The organism is Streptomyces sp. NPDC052701 (assembly GCF_040678355.1).
GTDB lineage: Bacteria > Actinomycetota > Actinomycetes > Streptomycetales > Streptomycetaceae > Streptomyces.
The window spans coordinates 77,161-95,857 of record NZ_JBFATO010000026.1 but is presented as its reverse complement, the minus strand read 5'-3'; the positions used below and the strand labels follow the sequence as shown (position 1 = coordinate 95,857).

Annotated in this window: 16 protein-coding genes; 14 read left to right on the top strand and 2 right to left on the bottom strand. The window is 74.1% G+C overall.

The genetic code is table 11. The features are described from left to right. The first annotated feature begins 39 nt into the window (after positions 1-39). From AB0L29_RS25410 to AB0L29_RS25375, 8 genes are all read left to right on the top strand, one after another. Entirely contained in the window at positions 40-1,146 is a 1,107-nt protein-coding gene (locus tag AB0L29_RS25410; protein ID WP_365830060.1) for a quinone-dependent dihydroorotate dehydrogenase, read from the top strand. Next, entirely contained in the window at positions 1,143-1,988 is an 846-nt protein-coding gene (gene pyrF, locus AB0L29_RS25405) for an orotidine-5'-phosphate decarboxylase (RefSeq protein WP_365830059.1), read from the top strand. Before AB0L29_RS25410 ends, pyrF begins: the two co-directional genes overlap by 4 nt. Before the next feature lie 266 nt (positions 1,989-2,254). Continuing rightward, entirely contained in the window at positions 2,255-2,578 is a 324-nt protein-coding gene (locus tag AB0L29_RS25400; protein ID WP_003977346.1) for an integration host factor, read from the top strand. A gap of 58 nt (positions 2,579-2,636) precedes the next feature. Further along, positions 2,637-3,194: a guanylate kinase gene (gene gmk, locus AB0L29_RS25395; protein ID WP_365830058.1), complete on the top strand. Its 558-nt coding sequence runs from the start codon at positions 2,637-2,639 to the stop codon at positions 3,192-3,194. Between the two features lie 77 nt (positions 3,195-3,271). Beyond that, complete coding sequence (gene rpoZ / locus AB0L29_RS25390) at positions 3,272-3,544, top strand: DNA-directed RNA polymerase subunit omega (RefSeq protein WP_003988945.1); 273 nt, start codon at positions 3,272-3,274, stop codon at positions 3,542-3,544. A gap of 123 nt (positions 3,545-3,667) precedes the next feature. Next, a complete protein-coding gene (coaBC, locus tag AB0L29_RS25385) occupies positions 3,668-4,870 on the top strand; it encodes a bifunctional phosphopantothenoylcysteine decarboxylase/phosphopantothenate--cysteine ligase CoaBC (protein ID WP_365830057.1) in 1,203 nt (400 codons plus the stop codon). Between the two features lie 238 nt (positions 4,871-5,108). Next, positions 5,109-6,317: a methionine adenosyltransferase gene (gene metK / locus AB0L29_RS25380; protein WP_365830056.1), complete on the top strand. Its 1,209-nt coding sequence runs from the start codon at positions 5,109-5,111 to the stop codon at positions 6,315-6,317. 412 nt (positions 6,318-6,729) lie between these two features. Then, entirely contained in the window at positions 6,730-8,874 is a 2,145-nt protein-coding gene (locus tag AB0L29_RS25375) for a primosomal protein N' (protein ID WP_365830055.1), read from the top strand. Positions 8,875-9,029: 155 nt separating this feature from the next. Here the strand turns inward: AB0L29_RS25375 and AB0L29_RS25370 are convergent, their stop codons facing one another. Next, positions 9,030-9,575: a hypothetical protein gene (locus AB0L29_RS25370; RefSeq protein ID WP_365830054.1), complete on the bottom strand. Its 546-nt coding sequence runs from the start codon at positions 9,573-9,575 to the stop codon at positions 9,030-9,032. Positions 9,576-9,901: 326 nt separating this feature from the next. Between AB0L29_RS25370 and fmt the strand changes: the two genes are divergently transcribed. Together fmt and AB0L29_RS25360 are read left to right on the top strand one after the other, a co-directional pair. Then, a complete protein-coding gene (gene fmt / locus AB0L29_RS25365; protein WP_365830053.1) occupies positions 9,902-10,834 on the top strand; it encodes a methionyl-tRNA formyltransferase in 933 nt (310 codons plus the stop codon). Positions 10,835-10,942: 108 nt separating this feature from the next. After that, positions 10,943-12,361 carry a transcription antitermination factor NusB gene (locus AB0L29_RS25360; protein ID WP_365830052.1) on the top strand — a complete coding sequence of 473 codons (1,419 nt, stop codon included), beginning with the start codon at positions 10,943-10,945 and terminating at the stop codon, positions 12,359-12,361. Here the strand turns inward: AB0L29_RS25360 and AB0L29_RS25355 are convergent. Then, positions 12,342-14,489 carry an MMPL family transporter gene (locus AB0L29_RS25355; protein ID WP_365830051.1) on the bottom strand — a complete coding sequence of 716 codons (2,148 nt, stop codon included), beginning with the start codon at positions 14,487-14,489 and terminating at the stop codon, positions 12,342-12,344. The genes AB0L29_RS25360 and AB0L29_RS25355 overlap by 20 nt on opposite strands. A 215-nt stretch (positions 14,490-14,704) precedes the next feature. On the opposite strand from AB0L29_RS25355, the gene rpe reads away from it, so the two are divergent. The 4 genes from rpe to AB0L29_RS25335 all read left to right on the top strand — a co-directional run bounded on the left by rpe (position 14,705) and on the right by AB0L29_RS25335 (position 18,442). Next, complete coding sequence (gene rpe / locus AB0L29_RS25350; RefSeq protein WP_365830050.1) at positions 14,705-15,391, top strand: ribulose-phosphate 3-epimerase; 687 nt, start codon at positions 14,705-14,707, stop codon at positions 15,389-15,391. 78 nt (positions 15,392-15,469) lie between these two features. Continuing rightward, positions 15,470-16,513, top strand: coding sequence for a sugar-binding domain-containing protein (locus AB0L29_RS25345; protein WP_365830049.1), 1,044 nt, complete (start codon positions 15,470-15,472; stop codon positions 16,511-16,513). Between the two features lie 24 nt (positions 16,514-16,537). Next, entirely contained in the window at positions 16,538-16,891 is a 354-nt protein-coding gene (locus AB0L29_RS25340) for a barstar family protein (protein ID WP_365830070.1), read from the top strand. A 108-nt stretch (positions 16,892-16,999) separates the two neighbouring features. After that, positions 17,000-18,442, top strand: coding sequence for a GuaB1 family IMP dehydrogenase-related protein (locus tag AB0L29_RS25335; protein ID WP_365830069.1), 1,443 nt, complete (start codon positions 17,000-17,002; stop codon positions 18,440-18,442). Positions 18,443-18,697 lie beyond the last annotated feature (255 nt).

The following is an 18,697-nucleotide window of genomic DNA, read 5'->3' as shown; positions in this document are numbered from 1 at the left end:
GGACACCGGAAACGGTGTCCCCCTCTTCACGAGGACACCATGTACAAGACCTTCTTCCGTCTCGTCTTCCAGCGGATGGATCCGGAACGGGCCCACCACCTGGCCTTCCGCTGGATCCGCCTGGCCGTGCGCATCCCCGTGCTGCGCACCTTCGCCGCGGCCGTGCTGGCGCCCCGCTACAAGGAGCTGCGCACGGAGGCCTTCGGCCTGCGGATGCACGGCCCCTTCGGGCTCGCCGCCGGTTTCGACAAGAACGCCGCGGCCGTCGACGGCATGGCGATGCTCGGCTTCGACCACGTGGAGATCGGCACCGTGACCGGGGAGCCGCAGCCCGGCAACCCGCGCAAGCGGCTGTTCCGGCTGGTCGCCGACCGGGCGCTGATCAACCGGATGGGCTTCAACAACGAGGGGTCGCTGGCCGTCGCCGCCCGACTGGCCTCCCGGACGCCGGTCTTCCGGACCGTCGTGGGCGTGAACATCGGCAAGACCAAGGCGGTCCCGGAGGAGGCGGCCGTCGAGGACTACGTGAAGTCCGCCGAGCGGCTGGCGCCCCACGCCGACTACCTGGTGGTGAACGTGTCGTCGCCGAACACGCCGGGGCTGCGCGACCTCCAGGCCACCGAGGCACTGCGCCCGCTGCTGAGCGCCGTGCGCGAGGCCGCCGACCGGGCCGTCACCACGCGGCGCGTCCCGCTGCTGGTGAAGATCGCGCCCGACCTTGCCGACGAGGACGTCGACGCGGTCGCCGACCTGGCCGTGGAGCTCGGCCTGGACGGCATCATCGCCACCAACACCACCATCGCGCGCGAGGGCCTCGGCCTGCGGTCCGACCCCGCCCTGGTCGAGGAGACCGGCGGCCTCTCCGGGGCGCCCCTCAAGGCGCGCTCCCTGGAGGTCCTGCGCCGCCTGTACGCGCGCGTGGGCGACCGGATCACCCTGGTGGGCGTCGGGGGCGTGGAGAACGCCGAGGACGCCTGGCAGCGCATCCTGGCCGGTGCCACGCTGGTGCAGGGCTACAGCGCGTTCGTCTACGAGGGGCCCTTCTGGGCCCGCGCCATCCACAAGGGGCTCGCCGCACGGCTGCGCACGAGCCCGTACGCCACGCTCGCCGACGCGGTGGGCGCCGACGTGAGGAAGACGGCATGAGCGGACTCGAACCCTTCGGCGCGCGCCTGCGCCGGGCCATGGACGAGCGCGGCCCGCTGTGCGTCGGCATCGACCCGCACGCGTCCCTGCTCACGGAGTGGGGCCTGAACGACGACGTGGCGGGCCTGGAGCGGTTCAGCCGCACCGTCGTCGAGGCGGTCGCCGACCGGGTCGCCGTGCTCAAGCCGCAGAGCGCCTTCTTCGAGCGCTTCGGCTCGCGCGGCGTCGCCGTGCTGGAGAAGACGGTGGCCGAGGCGCGGGCCGCCGGAGCGCTGGTCGTGATGGACGCCAAGCGCGGCGACATCGGCTCGACCATGGCCGCGTACGCCGAGTCCTTCCTGCACAAGGACGCCCCGCTGTTCTCCGACGCGCTGACCGTCTCGCCGTACCTCGGCTACGGCTCGCTGAGCCCGGCCGTCGCGCTGGCCCGCGAGAGCGGCACCGGACTGTTCGTGCTGGCCCTGACCTCCAACCCGGAGGGGGGCGAGGTCCAGCACGCCGTCCGGGCCGACGGGCGGACCGTCGCGGCGACCGTGCTGGCGCACCTGGCCGCCGAGAACGCGGGGGAGGAGCCGCTGGGCTCCTTCGGCGCGGTGGTCGGCGCCACGCTCGGCGACCTGTCGTCCCACGACCTGGACACGGGCGGTCCGCTCCTGGCGCCCGGCATCGGCGCCCAGGGGGCCACGCCGGCCGACCTGCCCCAGGTCTTCGGGGCGGCCGTGCGCAACGTCGTGCCGAACGTCAGCCGGGGTGTGCTGCGCCACGGTCCCGACGTCGTCGCGCTGCGTGACGCCGCCGAACGCTTCGCGGAGGAGATCCGGCGCGCGGTGACGTCGGCCTGAGCGCGTTCCGGGTCCCTCGGGGAGGGGCTCGGGACCCACCCGAGCCTGGATACATTCTCAAATCGGGGGCATTATGTCCTCAATGTCCGTCCTGACGGAGGCTGACCTGGACTTTTCCGCTGTTCTCGCTGACTCTGGCGGAGATGGCCGCTAGTCTCCGACGAGAGTGAACGGGCAAGCGTGTTGCTCGTGGCTCCCCAGGTGTGGGGCGACTAGGTTCCTCACCGGTCCGTATCCGACAGTTCGACATCCGAGGTGACGTAGGCGTGGCTCTTCCGCCCCTTACCCCTGAACAGCGCGCAGCCGCGCTCGAAAAGGCCGCCGCGGCTCGCCGGGAGCGGGCCGAGGTCAAGAATCGACTCAAGCACTCCGGCGCCTCTCTTCACGAGGTCATCAAGCAGGGCCAGGAGAACGACGTCATCGGCAAGATGAAGGTCTCCGCCCTCCTTGAGTCCCTGCCGGGCGTGGGCAAGGTCCGCGCCAAGCAGATCATGGAGCGACTCGGCATCTCCGAGAGCCGTCGTGTGCGCGGCCTCGGTTCCAACCAGATCGCCTCCCTGGAGCGCGAGTTCGGCAGCACCGGCTCCTGAACCGGGTCCTCCGGCAGGAAAGTCCCGGGCACCCCGGGATTGCTGGAATAATCGCTGCATGAGTGAACGTCCGCGGCTGACCGTGCTCTCCGGCCCCTCGGGGGTCGGCAAGAGCACGGTCGTCGCCCATATGCGCAAGGAACACCCCGAGGTCTGGCTCTCGGTGTCGGCGACGACCCGCAAGCCCCGCCCCGGCGAGCAGCACGGAGTCCACTACTTCTTCGTCACCGACGACGAGATGGACAAGCTGATCGCCAACGGCGAGCTGCTGGAGTGGGCCGAGTTCGCCGGGAACCGCTACGGCACGCCGCGTGCGGCGGTGCTGGAGCGGCTGGAGTCCGGGGAACCGGTACTCCTCGAGATCGACCTCCAGGGTGCCCGTCTGGTCCGCGAGTCCATGCCCGAGGCCCAGCTGGTGTTCCTGGCCCCTCCCTCCTGGGAGGAGCTGGTGCGCAGGCTCACCGGCCGGGGCACCGAGTCGCCCGAGGTGATCGAGCGGCGGCTGGACGCGGCGAAGACCGAGCTGGCGGCCGAGCCGGAGTTCGACGTGACCCTGGTCAACACCTCCGTCGAGGACGTGGCGCGCGAGCTGCTAGCCTTGATGGACGTTGTGTGATCGAGACTGGTCGTCCTGCGGGACCGATCGTCCCGACCAGCCCGACTGATTCTTTCCCATCCATCGGAAGGTAGAGCGTGTCCTCTTCCATCTCCGCGCCCGAGGGCATCATCAACCCGCCGATCGACGAGCTCCTCGAGGCCACCGACTCGAAGTACAGCCTCGTGATCTACGCGGCCAAGCGGGCCCGCCAGATCAACGCGTACTACTCGCAGCTCGGCGAGGGTCTCCTCGAGTACGTCGGTCCGCTCGTCGACACCCACGTGCACGAGAAGCCGCTCTCGATCGCCCTGCGCGAGATCAACGCGGGGCTGCTGACCTCCGAGGCCGTCGAGGGCCCGGCGCAGTAAGTAATATCTTCAGCTCGCAGCTGACTTTTCCACAGGCCCGGCAGCACGACTGCCGGGCCTGTGGTGTCTCATGGGGGGGTGCGCCGCTCACGGCGCACACCAGCCGAGGTCCGGGGAGAGACGGTGGACAAGCCGAAGGTCGTTCTGGGGGTCAGCGGCGGCATCGCCGCGTACAAGGCCTGTGAGCTGCTGCGGCGGCTGACGGAGTCGGGACACGACGTCCGGGTCGTCCCCACCGCCTCCGCACTGCACTTCGTCGGCGCCGCCACCTGGTCCGCGCTCTCCGGCAACCCGGTCTCGACCGAGGTGTGGGACGACGTCCACGAGGTCCCGCACGTCCGCATCGGGCAGCACGCGGATCTGGTGGTCGTCGCCCCGGCCACGGCCGACATGCTCGCCAAGGCGGCCCACGGCCTCGCCGACGACCTGCTGACGAACACCCTCCTCACCGCCCGCTGCCCGGTCGTCTTCGCCCCCGCCATGCACACCGAGATGTGGGAGCACCCGGCCACCCAGGAGAACGTGGCGACCCTGCGCCGCCGCGGCGCGATCGTGGTCGAACCGGCCGTCGGCCGCCTGACCGGCGCCGACACCGGCAAGGGCCGCCTGCCCGACCCCGCCGAGATCTTCGAGGTCTGCCGCCGGGTGCTGGCCCGGGGCGCGACCGGGCCCGACCTCGCGGGGCGGCACGTCGTCGTCAGCGCCGGCGGGACCCGTGAGCCCCTCGACCCGGTCCGCTTCCTCGGCAACCGCTCCTCCGGCAAGCAGGGCTACGCCCTCGCCCGCACCGCCGCCGCCCGGGGCGCCCGCGTCACGCTGATCGCGGCCAACACCGCCCTGCCCGACCCGGCGGGCGTGGACGTCGTCCCCGTCGGGACGGCCGTGCAGCTGCGGGAGGCCGTGCTGAAGGCCGCCGCCGACGCCGACGCCGTCGTCATGGCCGCGGCCGTCGCGGACTTCCGTCCGGCCGCCTACGCGACCGGGAAGATCAAGAAGAAGGACGACCAGGACCCCGAGCCCATCGCGCTGGTGCGGAATCCGGACGTCCTCGCGGAGATCTCCGCCGACCGTGTGCGCCCCGGACAGGTGATCGTCGGCTTCGCCGCCGAGACCGACGACGTGCTCGCCAACGGCCGCGCCAAGCTGAAGCGCAAGGGCTGCGACCTGCTGGTGGTGAACGAGGTGGGGGAGCGCAAGACGTTCGGCTCCGAGGAGAACGAGGCCGTGGTGCTGGGCTCCGACGGCAGCGAGACCCCCGTGCCGCACGGACCCAAGGAGGCCCTGGCCGAAACCGTGTGGGACCTGGTGGCCGAGCGCCTGCGGTGAGAGGCGCACGCGTCCGACGGCCCTGCGAAACCTCGCCTCTCCCTGCGTGGCGCCTCTGGCCAAGGCCGCTCGGAATTGGGCAGAATGCCCGTGCCGCAGGTCACAGCGCTCCCGAGAGGCGAGACAGGGGACCCGCGGCCCAAGCGCGACCGATAAACTGTTCCACGGACGGCGCCGGGTGCAGCCCCCGCCGTCCGCCAATGATCAGCCAGCAGCCGCTGCAACCCCAGGGAGCGTTGTGTCCCGTCGCCTGTTCACCTCGGAGTCCGTGACCGAGGGTCACCCCGACAAGATCGCTGACCAGATCAGCGACACCATTCTCGACGCGCTGCTGCGCGAGGACCCGACCTCCCGGGTCGCCGTCGAGACGCTGATCACGACCGGCCTGGTGCACGTGGCCGGCGAGGTCACGACCAAGACCTACGCGGACATCGCGACCCTCGTCCGCAGCAAGATCCTCGAGATCGGCTACGACTCCTCCAAGAAGGGCTTCGACGGCGCCTCCTGCGGCGTGTCGGTGTCGATCGGCGCGCAGTCCCCGGACATCGCGCAGGGCGTGGACGCGGCGTACGAGGCCCGGGTCGAGGGCGACGACGACGAGCTGGACCGGCAGGGCGCCGGTGACCAGGGCCTGATGTTCGGCTACGCGACGGACGAGACGCCGACGCTGATGCCGCTGCCGATCTTCCTGGCGCACCGCCTGTCCAAGCGCCTGTCGGACGTGCGCAAGAACGGCACGATCCCCTACCTGCGCCCGGACGGCAAGACGCAGGTCACCATCGAGTACGACGGCGACAAGGCGGTCCGCCTGGACACGGTCGTGGTCTCCTCGCAGCACGCCAGCGACATCGACCTGGAGTCGCTCCTGGCACCCGACATCCGCGAGTTCGTCGTGGAGCCGGAGCTGAAGGCGCTGCTCGACGAGGGCATCAAGCTGGACACCGAGGGCTACCGCCTGCTGGTCAACCCCACCGGCCGCTTCGAGATCGGCGGCCCGATGGGCGACGCCGGCCTGACCGGCCGCAAGATCATCATCGACACCTACGGCGGCATGGCCCGCCACGGCGGCGGCGCGTTCTCCGGCAAGGACCCGTCCAAGGTGGACCGTTCGGCGGCGTACGCGATGCGCTGGGTGGCGAAGAACGTGGTGGCCGCGGGTCTGGCCTCGCGGTGCGAGGTGCAGGTGGCGTACGCGATCGGCAAGGCCGAGCCGGTGGGCCTGTTCGTGGAGACCTTCGGCACCCACAAGGTCGACATCGACCGCATCGAGAAGGCGATCGACGAGGTCTTCGACCTGCGTCCGGCCGCCATCATTCGCGACCTCGACCTGCTGCGCCCGATCTACGCCCAGACCGCCGCGTACGGCCACTTCGGCCGCGAGCTGCCCGACTTCACCTGGGAGCGCACCGACCGCGTGGACGCCCTGCGCAAGGCTGCGGGGCTGTAAGTCCCGCAGGAGCTCCCACGAGCGTGCGTCGTCGGGCCCGGCCGTCCCTCGGGGCGGCCGGGCCCGAGCGCGTCCGGAACCTCCGGGCAGACGGCTCGCGGTCGGCGCGACCGGGCCGTGGGCCGGTGATCTCCCGGTGCGCGGGCCCGCGGCACTCCGGTGGAGCGCGCCTCGCGTGTGCGGCCGGCGGTGCCGCCTGCCGCCGCCGTGATCCCGGGAGGACCGGCACCGGGTGCCCGGTGCCGGAGGGACGGGTGCTCCGGGACTCCAGGAGCCCCCGCGGGTCCGGATCCCGCCGCCGGCCGGGCGTACCCGGCGGCGTGGCCGAGCGGTCCGAGGCAGTGTGCGAGCCGTCGCCGACGAGGCTTCCGGGCGCCGCCGGTTGTCGGTGGCGTTTGGTAAGAATGCAAGCGTGAGCAGCGAGGACGGTCAGGCGGGCGGCGGCGCGGACAGTGCGGCGCCCGAGCAGCTCGCGCTCATCCGGGAGAGCGTGCGCAAGGCCAGGGCGCCGAAGGCCAAGCCCCGGACCTGGCGGGGCGCCGCGCTCGCCGGGGAACTGCCCGTTGCGCGGGTGCTGGTCGACAAGGGTGTGCTGCACCTGGACCGGTACTTCGACTACGCCGTCCCCGCGGAGATGGACGCCGACGCGCAGCCCGGCGTGCGCGTGCGCGTGCGGTTCGGTGCCGGGCGGCACCGGGTGCGGGAAGGGCGGCGCGAGGGCGGAGGGCTGATCGATGGGTTCCTCGTGGAGCGGCTCGCCGAGACCGACTACTCCGGGCCGCTGGCCGCGCTGGCCCAGGTCGTGTCGCCCGAGCGGGTGCTGAGCGAGGAACTGCTGGGGCTGGCCCGGGCCGTCGCCGACCGGTACGCGGGGAGCCTCGCCGACGTGCTGCAACTGGCCGTACCCCCGCGCAACGCCCGGGCGGAGCGGCGGCCCTCGCCCGCGCCGCTGCCGCCTCCGGACGCGCCCGCGCCGGGCACCTGGACGCGGTACGAGCACGGGGCCGCCTTCCTGGAGTCGCTGGCCTGCGGGGGCGCACCGCGAGCCGTGTGGAACGCGTTGCCGGGCCCCGAGTGGAGCGAGGAGCTCGCCCGGGCCCTCGCGGCGACCCTGGCCTCCGGGCGCGGCGCGCTCGCCGTGCTGCCCGACGGGCGGGCGGTCGCGCGGGTCGACGCCGCGCTGACCTCGCTGCTGGGGGAGGGACGGCACGCGGTGCTCACCGCCGACGCCGGGCCCGAGAAGCGGTACGCGCAGTGGCTGGCGGTGCGCCGGGGCGCCGTACGGGCCGTGATCGGGACGCGGGCCACGATGTTCGCGCCCGTGCGCGATCTCGGACTGGTCGCCGTCTGGGACGACGGGGACGACAGCCACAGCGAGCAGCACGCACCGCAGCCCCACGCCCGGGACGTGCTGCTGCTGCGGGCCGCGCAGGACAGGTGCGGCTTCCTGCTGGGCAGCCGGAGCTGCACGGTGGAGGCCGCGCAGCTCGTGGAGAGCGGATGGGCCCGGCCGCTCGTCGCCCCGCGGGAGCAGGTGCGGGCGGTCGCTCCGCTCGTGCGGACCGTGGGCGACGGGGACCTCGCACGGGACGAGGCGGCCCGGGCCGCCCGGCTGCCGACTCTCGCCTGGCAGGTCGTCAGGGACGGGCTGCGGCACGGACCCGTGCTGGTCCAGGTGCCGCGGCGGGGGTACGTGCCGCGGATGGCGTGCGCCGGCTGCCGGGCGCCCGCCCGCTGCCGGCACTGTTCCGGGCCGCTGGAGGCGCCGGACGGCGAGGCCCTGCGGTGCGGATGGTGCGGGCGCGAGGAGAGCGGCTGGCACTGCCCGGAGTGCGGGTCCTTCCGGCTGCGGGCCTCGGTGGTGGGGGCGCGGCGGACCGCCGAGGAACTGGGGCGGGCGTTCCCCGCCGTACCGGTGCGGACCTCGGGACGCGAGCATGTGCTCGACACGGTGCCGGGGACGCCGGCCCTGGTCGTGAGCACACCCGGGGCGGAGCCCGTCGCCGAGGGCGGATACGCGGCGGCACTGCTGCTGGACGGCTGGGCCATGCTCGGGCGGCCCGATCTGCGGGCGGGGGAGGACGCGCTGCGGCGGTGGATCGGCGCGGCCTCGCTCGTCCGGCCGCAGGGGGCGGGAGGGACCGTGGTCGTGGTCGCCGAGCCGACGCTCAGACCCGTGCAGGCGCTGGTGCGGTGGGACCCCGTCGGCCACGCGGTGCGGGAACTCGCCGAGCGGGCGGAGCTGGGCTTTCCGCCGGTGTCACGGATGGCGGCCGTGTCGGGGCCCGCGGAGGCCGTCGCCGACTTCCTCCGCGCCGTCGAACTGCCCGCGGGGGCCGAGGTGCTGGGGCCCGTGCCGCTGCCCGTCACCCGGCCCGGGCGGCCGCGGCGGCCGGGCGCGCCGCCTCCGGGGGAGCGCTGGGACCGGGCGCTGGTGCGGGTGCCGCCGGGACGGGGGGCCGCGCTGGCCGGTGCGCTGAAGGCCGCGCAGGCGGCGCGGACGGCCCGCGGCGGCGAGGCGGTCTGGGTGCGGATCGATCCGCCCGACATCGGGTGAGGCACGGGCCGTTCAGCCGTGTGCCCGTGCCCGTGCCCGTGCTCGTGCCCGTGTGCTCGCGCGCGTGCACCGGTGCGTGGTCCGGCCCGCGCATGCCGCTGCCCTCCCGGACGCGCCGGGAGGGCAGGAGGCGGGAGCCGCCGGACGGCGTCGTGTCAGCCGTTGCGCGGGCTGGGGAAGGCGGTCGGTCTCACCTCGTCGCGCAGGGCGGGGCTGCCCGCCGTCGGCTGCGTCGGCATCGAGCGGGCCGCGGGGACCGCCGGCACCGTGGAGATGCCGGTGCCCACGTTGACCGTGCGGGTGCCCGACGGCTCCGGCGCGCGCTCCGCCTCGGCGGCGGGCGCCTGGGCGGCGGCCCGGCGGGCGCCGTAACGGCGGTGGACCGCCTGCTTGGTGACTCCGAGCGCGGAGCCCACCGCGTCCCACGAGAAGCCGAGTGAGCGGTCGAAGTCCACGGCGGCCGTGACCAGGGTCTCGACGCTGTCCCGCAGTTCCTGGGCGAGACGCACCGTCGGGGCGGGGGCGCGTCCGTAGACGACGAAGCCCGTGGACGGGCCGGAGCGGCGCGGGCGGTAGACGTTGCCCAACTGGGCGGTGAGCGTACGCAGCGCGTCCACCTGCCGGCGGACCCGCTCGATGTCCCGCACCAGCAAGTGCAGGCTGGCCCGAGCCTGGGCGTCGTGAGTTGCGTGGTCGGCCATGAACAAGCCTCTCGAACCGGCGTTGAAAGGAATCGGGCCGCGATCGCGGCCCGCTGTGGTCAACTCTTCCTTGACCAACGCGGATGCGCTCCGCGGGTCACGGTGTGGGGGCGCGTGGGCATATGCGTGCGCCTGCGGGGGGCGCTGCCGGCTCGCCCCGGCTTCGCCGCTTCCGTCTCCCGCCCGCGCGCCGGTCCTCCCGGCGGGCCGGGAGGACCGGCTCTCCGGTGGGGCCCGTCCGCCGTCGACGGCTCTCCCGCCGCGGTGGCCCATAGACTTGGGCGTCGCCCGTCGTCAACCCCCGCCCGAGAGGCCCGAACCACCCCATGAAGCTCGTCTTCGCCGGTACCCCCGAGGTCGCCGTTCCCGCCCTGGACGCTCTTCTCGCCTCCGGGCGGCACGAGGTGGCCGCCGTCGTCACGCGGCCCGACGCGCCGGCCGGACGAGGGCGCAGGATGGTCGCGTCACCCGTCGCCGAGCGGGCGCAGGAGGCCGGGATCGAGGTGCTCAAGCCCGTCAGGCCGAGGGACCCGGAGTTCCTGGAGCGGCTGCGGGAGATCGGGCCCGACTGCTGCCCCGTCGTCGCCTACGGGGCCCTGCTGCCCAGGGCGGCCCTCGACATCCCCGCCCGCGGCTGGGTCAACCTGCACTTCTCGCTGCTGCCCGCCTGGCGCGGGGCGGCGCCCGTGCAGCACGCCATCATGGCCGGGGACGAGATCACGGGCGCCTCCACCTTCCTGATCGAGGAGGGGCTCGACTCCGGGCCCGTCTTCGGGACGGTCACCGAGGAGATCCGGCCCACCGACACCAGCGGCGACCTGCTCACCCGGCTCGCCCTCGCCGGCGCCGGGCTGCTCGCGGCGACCATGGACGGGATCGAGGACGGCACCCTGAAGGCCGTACCGCAGCCGGCCGAGGGCGTCAGCCTCGCCCCGAAGGTCACCGTCGAGGACGCGCACCTCGACTGGAGCGCCCCGGCCCTGCGCGTCGACCGGGTGGTGCGCGGCTGCACCCCGGCTCCCGGCGCCTGGACCACCTTCCGCGGCGAGCGGTTCAAGCTGCTCCAGGTCGCGCCCGTGCCCGGGCGGACGGACCTCGCCCCCGGACAGCTGCACGCCGGCAAGAACAACGTGTACGTCGGCACCGGCTCGTACGCCGTGGAGCTGCTGTGGGTGCAGGCCCAGGGCAAGAAGCCGATGAAGGCGGCCGACTGGGCGCGTGGCGTGCGGATCGCCGAGGACGAGCGGCTCGGGAGCTGAGCCCTCGCGGGGCCGCACCGCGCACCGGGCCTCCCGGCCGCGTACCGCCCCGCCCCGACGACGTAGGCTGGACAGCGCACTTCACCCCACACCCGGAGCACCTTTTCCGTGAGCGACCAGCCCCGTCGTCCCCGCAGACCCGGCAAGCCCTACCGCCGGCCCAAGAAGGACCCCGTCCGCATCCTCGCGTTCGAGGCCCTGCGGGCCGTGGACGAACGGGACGCCTACGCCAACCTCGTCCTGCCGCCGCTGCTGCGCAAGGCACGGGACAAGGGCGACTTCGACGCCCGGGACGCGGCGCTCGCGACCGAGCTGGTGTACGGGACGCTGCGCCGGCAGGGCACCTACGACGCGGTCGTCGCCGCCTGCGTCGACCGGCCGCTCGGCGAGGTCGACCCGCCCGTGCTCGACGTGCTCGGCCTCGGCGCCCACCAGCTCCTCGGGACGCGGATCCCGACGCACGCCGCCGTGTCCGCCACTGTCGAGCTGGCGCGGGTCGTGCTCGGCGACGGGCGGGCCAAGTTCGTCAACGCCGTGCTGCGCAAGGTCGCGCAGGACGACCTCGACGGGTGGCTGGAGCGGGTGGCGCCGCCCTACGACGAGGATCCCGAGGACCACCTCGCCGTCGTGCACTCGCACCCGCGGTGGATCGTCTCCGCCCTGTGGGACTCCCTCGGCGGCGGACGCGACGGCATCGAGGAGCTGCTGCGCGCCGACAACGAGCGGCCCGAGGTGACCCTGGTCGCCCGGCCCGGACGGGCCACGACCGACGAACTGCTCGGCGAGGAGGCCGCCGTGCCCGGACGCTGGTCGCCGTACGCCGTGCGGCTGGCCGAGGGCGGTGAGCCGGGCGCCGTCGCGGCCGTGCGGGACGGGCGCGCGGGCGTGCAGGACGAGGGCAGCCAGCTCGTCGCGCTGGCCCTGGCCAACGCGCCCCTGGACGGGCCCGACCGGCGCTGGCTGGACGGCTGCGCCGGACCGGGGGGCAAGGCCGCGCTGCTCGGCGCCCTCGCGGCCCGGCGGGGCGCCGTCCTCGTGGCGTCCGAGAAGCAGGTGCACCGGGCCGGACTCGTGGCCAGGGCGCTGGACGGCAACCCGGGGCCGTACCAGGTCATCGCCGCCGACGGGACGCGGCCGGCCTGGCGGCCCGGCAGCTTCGACCGGGTGCTGGTCGACGTGCCGTGCACCGGGCTCGGGGCGCTGCGCCGGCGCCCCGAGGCGCGCTGGCGGCGCCGCCCGGAGGACCTGGAAGGCTTCGCTCCGTTGCAGCGCGGGCTGCTGCGGACCGCTCTGGAGTCGGTGCGGGTCGGCGGGGTCGTCGGTTACGCGACCTGCTCGCCGCACCTCGCCGAGACCCGGGCCGTCGTCGCCGACGTGCTCAAGCAGTTCCCGCGGGCTGACCTGTTCGACGCCCGGCCGCTGCTGCCCGGCGTGCCGGATCTGGGCGACGGGCCCGACGTACAGCTGTGGCCGCATCTGCACGGGACCGACGCGATGTACCTGGCGCTCATCCGCCGGACCGGCTGACCCCGGCGCCGGGCGTCCGGCCGGCCTTTGCGCCGCCGTCCTCCCGGGCCAGCCGGTGCGGCCACCACACCTTCGGGCCGACGTCCAGGAACAGGGACGTGACCAGCACCGACCGCACGACGAAGGTGTCCAGGAGCACGCCGAGGGCGACCGCGAAGCCGATCTCGGCGAAGGCGACCATCGGGAGCGTGCCGAGCGCGGCGAAGGTGCCGGCCAGGACCAGGCCGGCGGAGGTGATGACCGCGCCCGTGGCGGCGAGGCCCGTGACCACGCCCGGGCGGGTGCCCCGGCGGCGGGCCTCCTCGTGGATGCGCGTGGTGAGGAAGATGTTGTAGTCGATGCCGAGGGCCACCAGGAAGACGAAGACGAACAGCGGGAAGTCCGTCGACTCGCCCGCGTAGCCGAAGACGTACCGGAACGCCAGCGCGCTGATGCCGAGCGCCGCGGTGAACGACAGGATCACCGTCCCGATCAGCAGCAGCGGGGCGATCAGGGCGCGCAGCAGCGCGCACAGGATCAGCAGGACGACCACCAGCACCAGCGGGATGATCAGCATGTTGTCGCGCGTGGTCGCCTTGTCCATGTCGAGCAGGGCCGCCGTGCCGCCGCCCACCTTGGCGTCGGCGCCGGGCACCGCGTGCACCGCGTCCCGGACCCGAAGCACGGTCTCCTTGGCGGCCTCGCTGTCCGCCGGGGCGGTCAGGGTCGCCTCGAACAGCACCCAGCCCTCGAAGGACGGTTTCGCGCCCGGCGGCGGGCCGAGGGACCCGGGGACGACGCCCCGGGTGGCGGCGACCGCGCGGCCCACCTGCCGGGCCTGCGCCTGGTTGCCGACGACGACCAGGGGGTCGCCGCTGCCCGCCGGGAAGTAGCGCCCGGACACCTCCTGCCCGGTGATCGAGTCGGGCTTCCCGGTGAACGCGTCCGCGTTGCCGATGCCCTCGGCGCGCAGCTGGACCAGGCCCAGCGAGCAGACGGCCAGGACCAGGGCCGTGACGCCCCAGACCAGGCGCGGGCGGCGGGCGATGCGGCGGCCGGTGCGGGCCCACAGGCCGCGTTCGGCCGGGTCGGGGTCGCCGAGGCGCGGGATCACCGGCCAGAAGATCCAGCGGCCGACGATCACCAGCAGCGCCGGGAACAGGGTCAGCATCGCCAGCAGGGCGACCGCGACGCCGATCGCGGCGACCGGGCCCAGGCCCCGGGTGGAGTTCATCTCGGCGGCCAGCAGCACCAGCATGCTCAGCACGACGGTCGCGCCGGAGGCCAGCACCGCCGGGCCCGCGCGGCGCAGCGCCAGGGCCATCGCCTCGTGCCGGTCCCGGTGGTGGCGCAGCTCCTCCCGGTAGCGGGCGACCAGCAGCAGGGCGTAGTCCGTGCCCGCGCCGAAGACCAGGACCGTCAGGATGCCGGCGCTCTGGCCGTTGACCGTCAGGCCCCCGTGCTCGGCCAGCAGGTAGATCAGGGCCTGGGCGGCGAACAGCGCGCAGACCACCGCCAGCAGCGGGACCAGCAGCAGGGTCGGACTGCGGTAGGTGATCAGCAGCATCACGATCACGACGGCCATCGCCGAGAACAGCAGCGTCGAGTCGATGCCCTCGAAGCCCTCCGCGAAGTCCGCGGACGTGCCGCCCGGCCCCGTGACGTGCACGGCCAGGCCGCCGCCGCCCGCGCCGACGTCGTCCCGGACGGAGCCGACGGCGGGCGCGATCCGCTCCCAGCCCTTCTCGTCCATCGTGATCGGAACGAAGACCTGCGCCGCGCGCGGGCCGGTCCGCCGGTCGAGGAGCGGGCCCCGGACCTCCGCGCCCCGCACGCCGTGCTCGCGCAACCGCCTCAGCTCCGCCACGTCCGCGGCGATCCGCGCCCGGTCCCGCTCCGTCAGACCGCTGTCACGGGCGTAGACGACGATCGCCGGGATCTGTCCGGGGCGGAAGTCCTCGGAGATCTCCAGGACCTGGGTGGACTCCGCCGACCCCGGCAGCCAGGACGCCGCGTCGTTGTCCTGCGCGTCGGTGAGCTTCTGGGCGAGGGGCGCGGCCAGGAAGAGCACCGCCAGCCACACCACCAGCACCAGCCACTTCGCGCGCCGCCCGCAGACCAGGCGGGCGGCCCCTTTCCCCGGTGTCATGGCCGCGCCCGAAGCCGCCGGACCGCCCCGTGCGGCGGGGACGGGAACACCCCGTGTGGCGGGGACGGGAATGCCCAGTACGGCGGGGACGGCAACGCCCCGTGCGGGACGCGGGGAGCCGCACGCCCGGCCGCGGACGGCCCGCGGCCCGCGGCGGACCGGTTCTCCCCGGCACCGATGCCGCTCACCCCCGCGGGGCATGGCAGTCTTGGGTCATGGCCGTGCAGATCAACCCCAGCATCCTGTCCGCCGACTTCGCGCGTCTCGCGGACGAGGCGAAGGCGGTGGAGGGAGCCGACTGGCTCCACGTCGACGTCATGGACAACCATTTCGTCCCCAACCTCACGCTCGGCGTGCCGGTCGTGGAGTCGCTCGCCCGTGCGACGGACACCCCGCTGGACTGCCATCTGATGATCGAGGCCCCCGACCGGTGGGCGCCCCAGTACGTGGAAGCGGGGGCCGGTTCCGTCACCTTCCACGTCGAGGCGGCCGCCGCACCGGTCCGGCTCGCCCGGGAGATCCGGGCCAAGGGCGCCCGCGCCTCCATGGCGCTCAAGCCCGCGACCCCCGTCGAGCCGTACGAGGACCTGCTCCCCGAGCTCGACATGCTGCTGATCATGACGGTCGAGCCGGGCTTCGGGGGGCAGGCCTTCCTCGACATCATGCTCCCGAAGATCCGCCGGACCCGCGAGTTGATCAGCAAGCACGGCCTGGAGCTGTGGCTCCAGGTCGACGGCGGGGTCTCGGCCTCCACCATCGAGCGGTGCGCCGAGGCCGGAGCCGACGTCTTCGTCGCCGGATCCGCCGTCTACGGCGCCTCCGACCCGGCCGAGGCGGTCCGTGCGCTGCGCACCCGGGCCGAGGCCGCCACCGCCCAGGCGTCCTGGGTGTGCGACCACTGAACCACCAGAACGTGAACGGCTCCCATCAGGGCTGATCGACGGCGCCGGATCTGCAAGGATGAACGGCGAATCCAGAGTGTGAACAGTAGTGAGGAGATCGCCGTGTCGGGTATGTCGGCGGGCCGGTCAGCCATGCGGATGGGACCCGCTGAGCTGGTCCAGGCGGCGGCCATGGCCCGCCGCTTCTACCTCGAGGGCAAGTCCAAGATCCAGATCGCCGAGGAGTTCGGCGTCAGCCGCTTCAAGGTGGCCCGGGTCCTGGAGACCGCCCTCGAACGGGACCTCGTGCGCATCGAGATCCGTGTCCCGGCCGAGCTGGACGCCGAGCGCTCCGACGCGCTGCGCGCCCGCTACGGCCTCAGGCACGCCGTCGTGGTGGAGTCCCCGGCCGAGGCCGAGGAGACACCCGACCCCGAGAACCTGGGAGAGGTGGCCGCCGACCTGCTCGGCGAACTGGTCAACGAGGGGGACGTGCTGGGCCTGGCCTGGGGCCGCTCCACCATCCACATGGCGGCGGCCCTGGACAAGCTGCCGCCCTGCACGGTGGTGCAGCTGACGGGCGTGTACGACGCCGGGACCGCCGAACGCGGCTCGGTGGAGGCGGTGCGCCGCGCCGCCCAGGTGTCGGGCGGGGACGCGCACCCCATCTACGCGCCGATGCTGCTGCCCGACGCGGCCACCGCGACGGCGCTGCGGCACCAGACCGGCATCGCCCGGGCCTTCGAGTACTTCGACAAGGTCACCGTCGCCTGCGTCTCCATCGGCTCCTGGGAGCCGGGCATCTCCACGGTGCACGACATGCTCAGCGACGAGGAGCGCGCGCACTACGCCTCCCTCGGCGTCGCCGCCGAGATGTCCGCGCACCTCTTCGACGCCGAGGGACGCCGGGTCGGCCGGGACCTGGGGGAGCGGTGCATCACCGTCAAGGCCGACCAGCTCCGCCGCATCCCCGAGGTCGTCGCGATCGCCGGCGGGCAGCGCAAGGGGCCCGCGATCGACGCCGTGCTGCGCTCCGGGCTCGTCACCAGCCTGGTGACGGACACCTCGGCCGCGGACTACCTGCTGACGGCCGGGCCGGCACCGAAACCGGCGCTCAACCGGGCCGACCCGGACGGGGTCTGACGGGTGGCCGGCAGGACGTACGGGGTGGCCGACGACCCGGCGGGCCGGGTCGTGGTCACCCTGGACCTCGGCGGGGTCACGGACGAGGCGGGCCTCATGGACCGCTGCGCCCGGGCCCTCGGCCTGCCCGAGTGGTTCGGCCGCAACTGGGACGCCCTGGCCGACTGCCTGTCCGACCCGTCCTTCTGGCCCGACGGATCCGTGGAGCGGGGACTGCTGGTCGTCGTCCGGGGCTGGCGGGCCTACGCGAAGGCGCGGCCCGAGGAGTGGCGGGTCGCGGAGGAGGTGTTCGCCGAGGCCACGGACCGCGGCGCGGGGCTCTTCGTGACCCTCGGCCCTGGAGGATCCTCCGAACAGGCCCCTGACCAGCCTGGATGATCCGCTGGGGGCCGCCCGGCCGCCCGGCGTGGGAGAATGAAGTACGTGCTCTTTCCCCCTGGCTGACCTGTCCGGGGGCCACCTTTGATCGACTGGGATGTGCAGCACGTGCGTTTCCTCAACGACATCCAGCCCGCCCACGACCTGACGTACGACGACGTCTTCATGGTGCCCAGCCGCTCCGCGGTCGGCTCGCGCCAGGACGTGGACCTCGGCTCGCCGGACGGCACGGGCACCACCATCCCGCTCGTCGTCGCCAACATGACCGCCGTCGCCGGGCGCCGGATGGCCGAGACCGTGGCCCGCCGCGGCGGTCTCGTGGTCATCCCGCAGGACATCCCGATCGACGTCGTCACCGACGTGATCTCCTGGGTGAAGAGCCGCCACCTGGTGCTCGACACGCCGATCGTCCTGGCCCCCCACCAGACCGTCGCCGACGCACTCGCCCTGCTGCCCAAGCGCGCCCACAACGCCGGTGTCGTCGTCGACGAGCACCACAGGCCGGTCGGCGTGGTCACCGACTCCGACCTGTCCGGCGTGGACCGCTTCACGCAGCTCGCCGAGGTCATGTCCCGCGACCTGCTGCTGATCGACGCGGACATGGACCCGCGCCAGGCCTTCAACACGCTCGACCACGCCAACCGGCGCTACGCGCCCGCGGTCGGCAAAGACGGCACGCTCGCCGGCATCCTGACCCGCAAGGGCGCCCTGCGCGCCACCCTGTACACGCCGGCCACCGACGCGCGGGGGCGGCTGCGCGTCGCCGCCGCCGTCGGCATCAACGGCGACGTCGCCGGCAAGGCCCGGCAGCTGCTGGACGCGGGTGTCGACACGCTCGTCGTCGACACCGCGCACGGCCACCAGGAGTCGATGCTCAGCGCCCTGAAGCTGGTGCGCGACCTCGACCCGCGGGTGCCGGTCGTCGCGGGCAACGTCGTCGCCGCCGCGGGCGTGCGCGACCTGATCGAGGCGGGCGCCGACATCGTCAAGGTCGGCGTCGGACCCGGCGCGATGTGCACCACCCGCATGATGACCGGTGTCGGCCGGCCGCAGTTCTCCGCGGTCCTGGAGTGCGCGGCCGAGGCGAGGAGGCACGGCAAGCACGTCTGGGCCGACGGCGGCGTCCGCCACCCGCGCGACGTGGCGATGGCGCTCGCGGCCGGTGCCTCCAACGTGATGATCGGTTCCTGGTTCGCGGGCACCCACGAGTCCCCGGGCGACCTCCAGCACGACGCGCAGGGGCGGCCGTACAAGGAGTCCTTCGGCATGGCGTCCGCGCGGGCCGTGCGCAACCGCACCTCGGAGGAGTCGGCCTACGACCGGGCCCGCAAGGCTCTGTTCGAGGAGGGCATCTCCACCTCGCGCATGTTCCTCGACCCGGCCCGCCCCGGCGTCGAGGACCTGATCGACTCGATCATCGCGGGCGTCCGCTCCTCCTGCACCTACGCCGGTGCGGCCTGTCTGGAGGAGTTCGCCGAGAAGGCCGTCGTCGGTATCCAGAGCGCCGCCGGCTACGCGGAGGGCAAGCCGCTGCACGCCAGCTGGAACTGACGCCCGCCGCCTCGCGAACGGCCCCCGGGTCTTCCCCCGGGGGCCGTTCCCGTGCCACCGCCTCCCGGCACGCGGACCGCCGTCCGCCGGGCCGCCGGCGCGGCGCCGCCCGGCCGGCGCGCCCGCTCCGCCGGAGCCGCGTCCCCCCATCCCCGCCGGGCCACGCGCCAGGAGGCCCGCGGAGCGCCCACCCCGCCGCCCGGCCGGGCGCGGGACCCGCCGGACACCCGCGCCGGCCAGGCCCGCGTGCAACGG

Bases quoted from the DNA above. Each gene is read 5' to 3' on its own strand.
- fmt (WP_365830053.1), top strand. From the start codon at position 9,902: ATGAAGCTCGTCTTCGCCGGTACCCCCGAGGTCGCCGTTCCCGCCCTG.
- rpe (WP_365830050.1), top strand. From the start codon at position 14,705: ATGGCCGTGCAGATCAACCCCAGCATCCTGTCCGCCGACTTCGCGCGT.
- AB0L29_RS25355 (WP_365830051.1), bottom strand. From the start codon at position 14,489: ATGACACCGGGGAAAGGGGCCGCCCGCCTGGTCTGCGGGCGGCGCGCG.
- gmk (WP_365830058.1), top strand. From the start codon at position 2,637: ATGAGTGAACGTCCGCGGCTGACCGTGCTCTCCGGCCCCTCGGGGGTC.
- pyrF (WP_365830059.1), top strand. From the start codon at position 1,143: ATGAGCGGACTCGAACCCTTCGGCGCGCGCCTGCGCCGGGCCATGGAC.
- AB0L29_RS25410 (WP_365830060.1), top strand. From the start codon at position 40: ATGTACAAGACCTTCTTCCGTCTCGTCTTCCAGCGGATGGATCCGGAA.
- AB0L29_RS25370 (WP_365830054.1), bottom strand. From the start codon at position 9,575: ATGGCCGACCACGCAACTCACGACGCCCAGGCTCGGGCCAGCCTGCAC.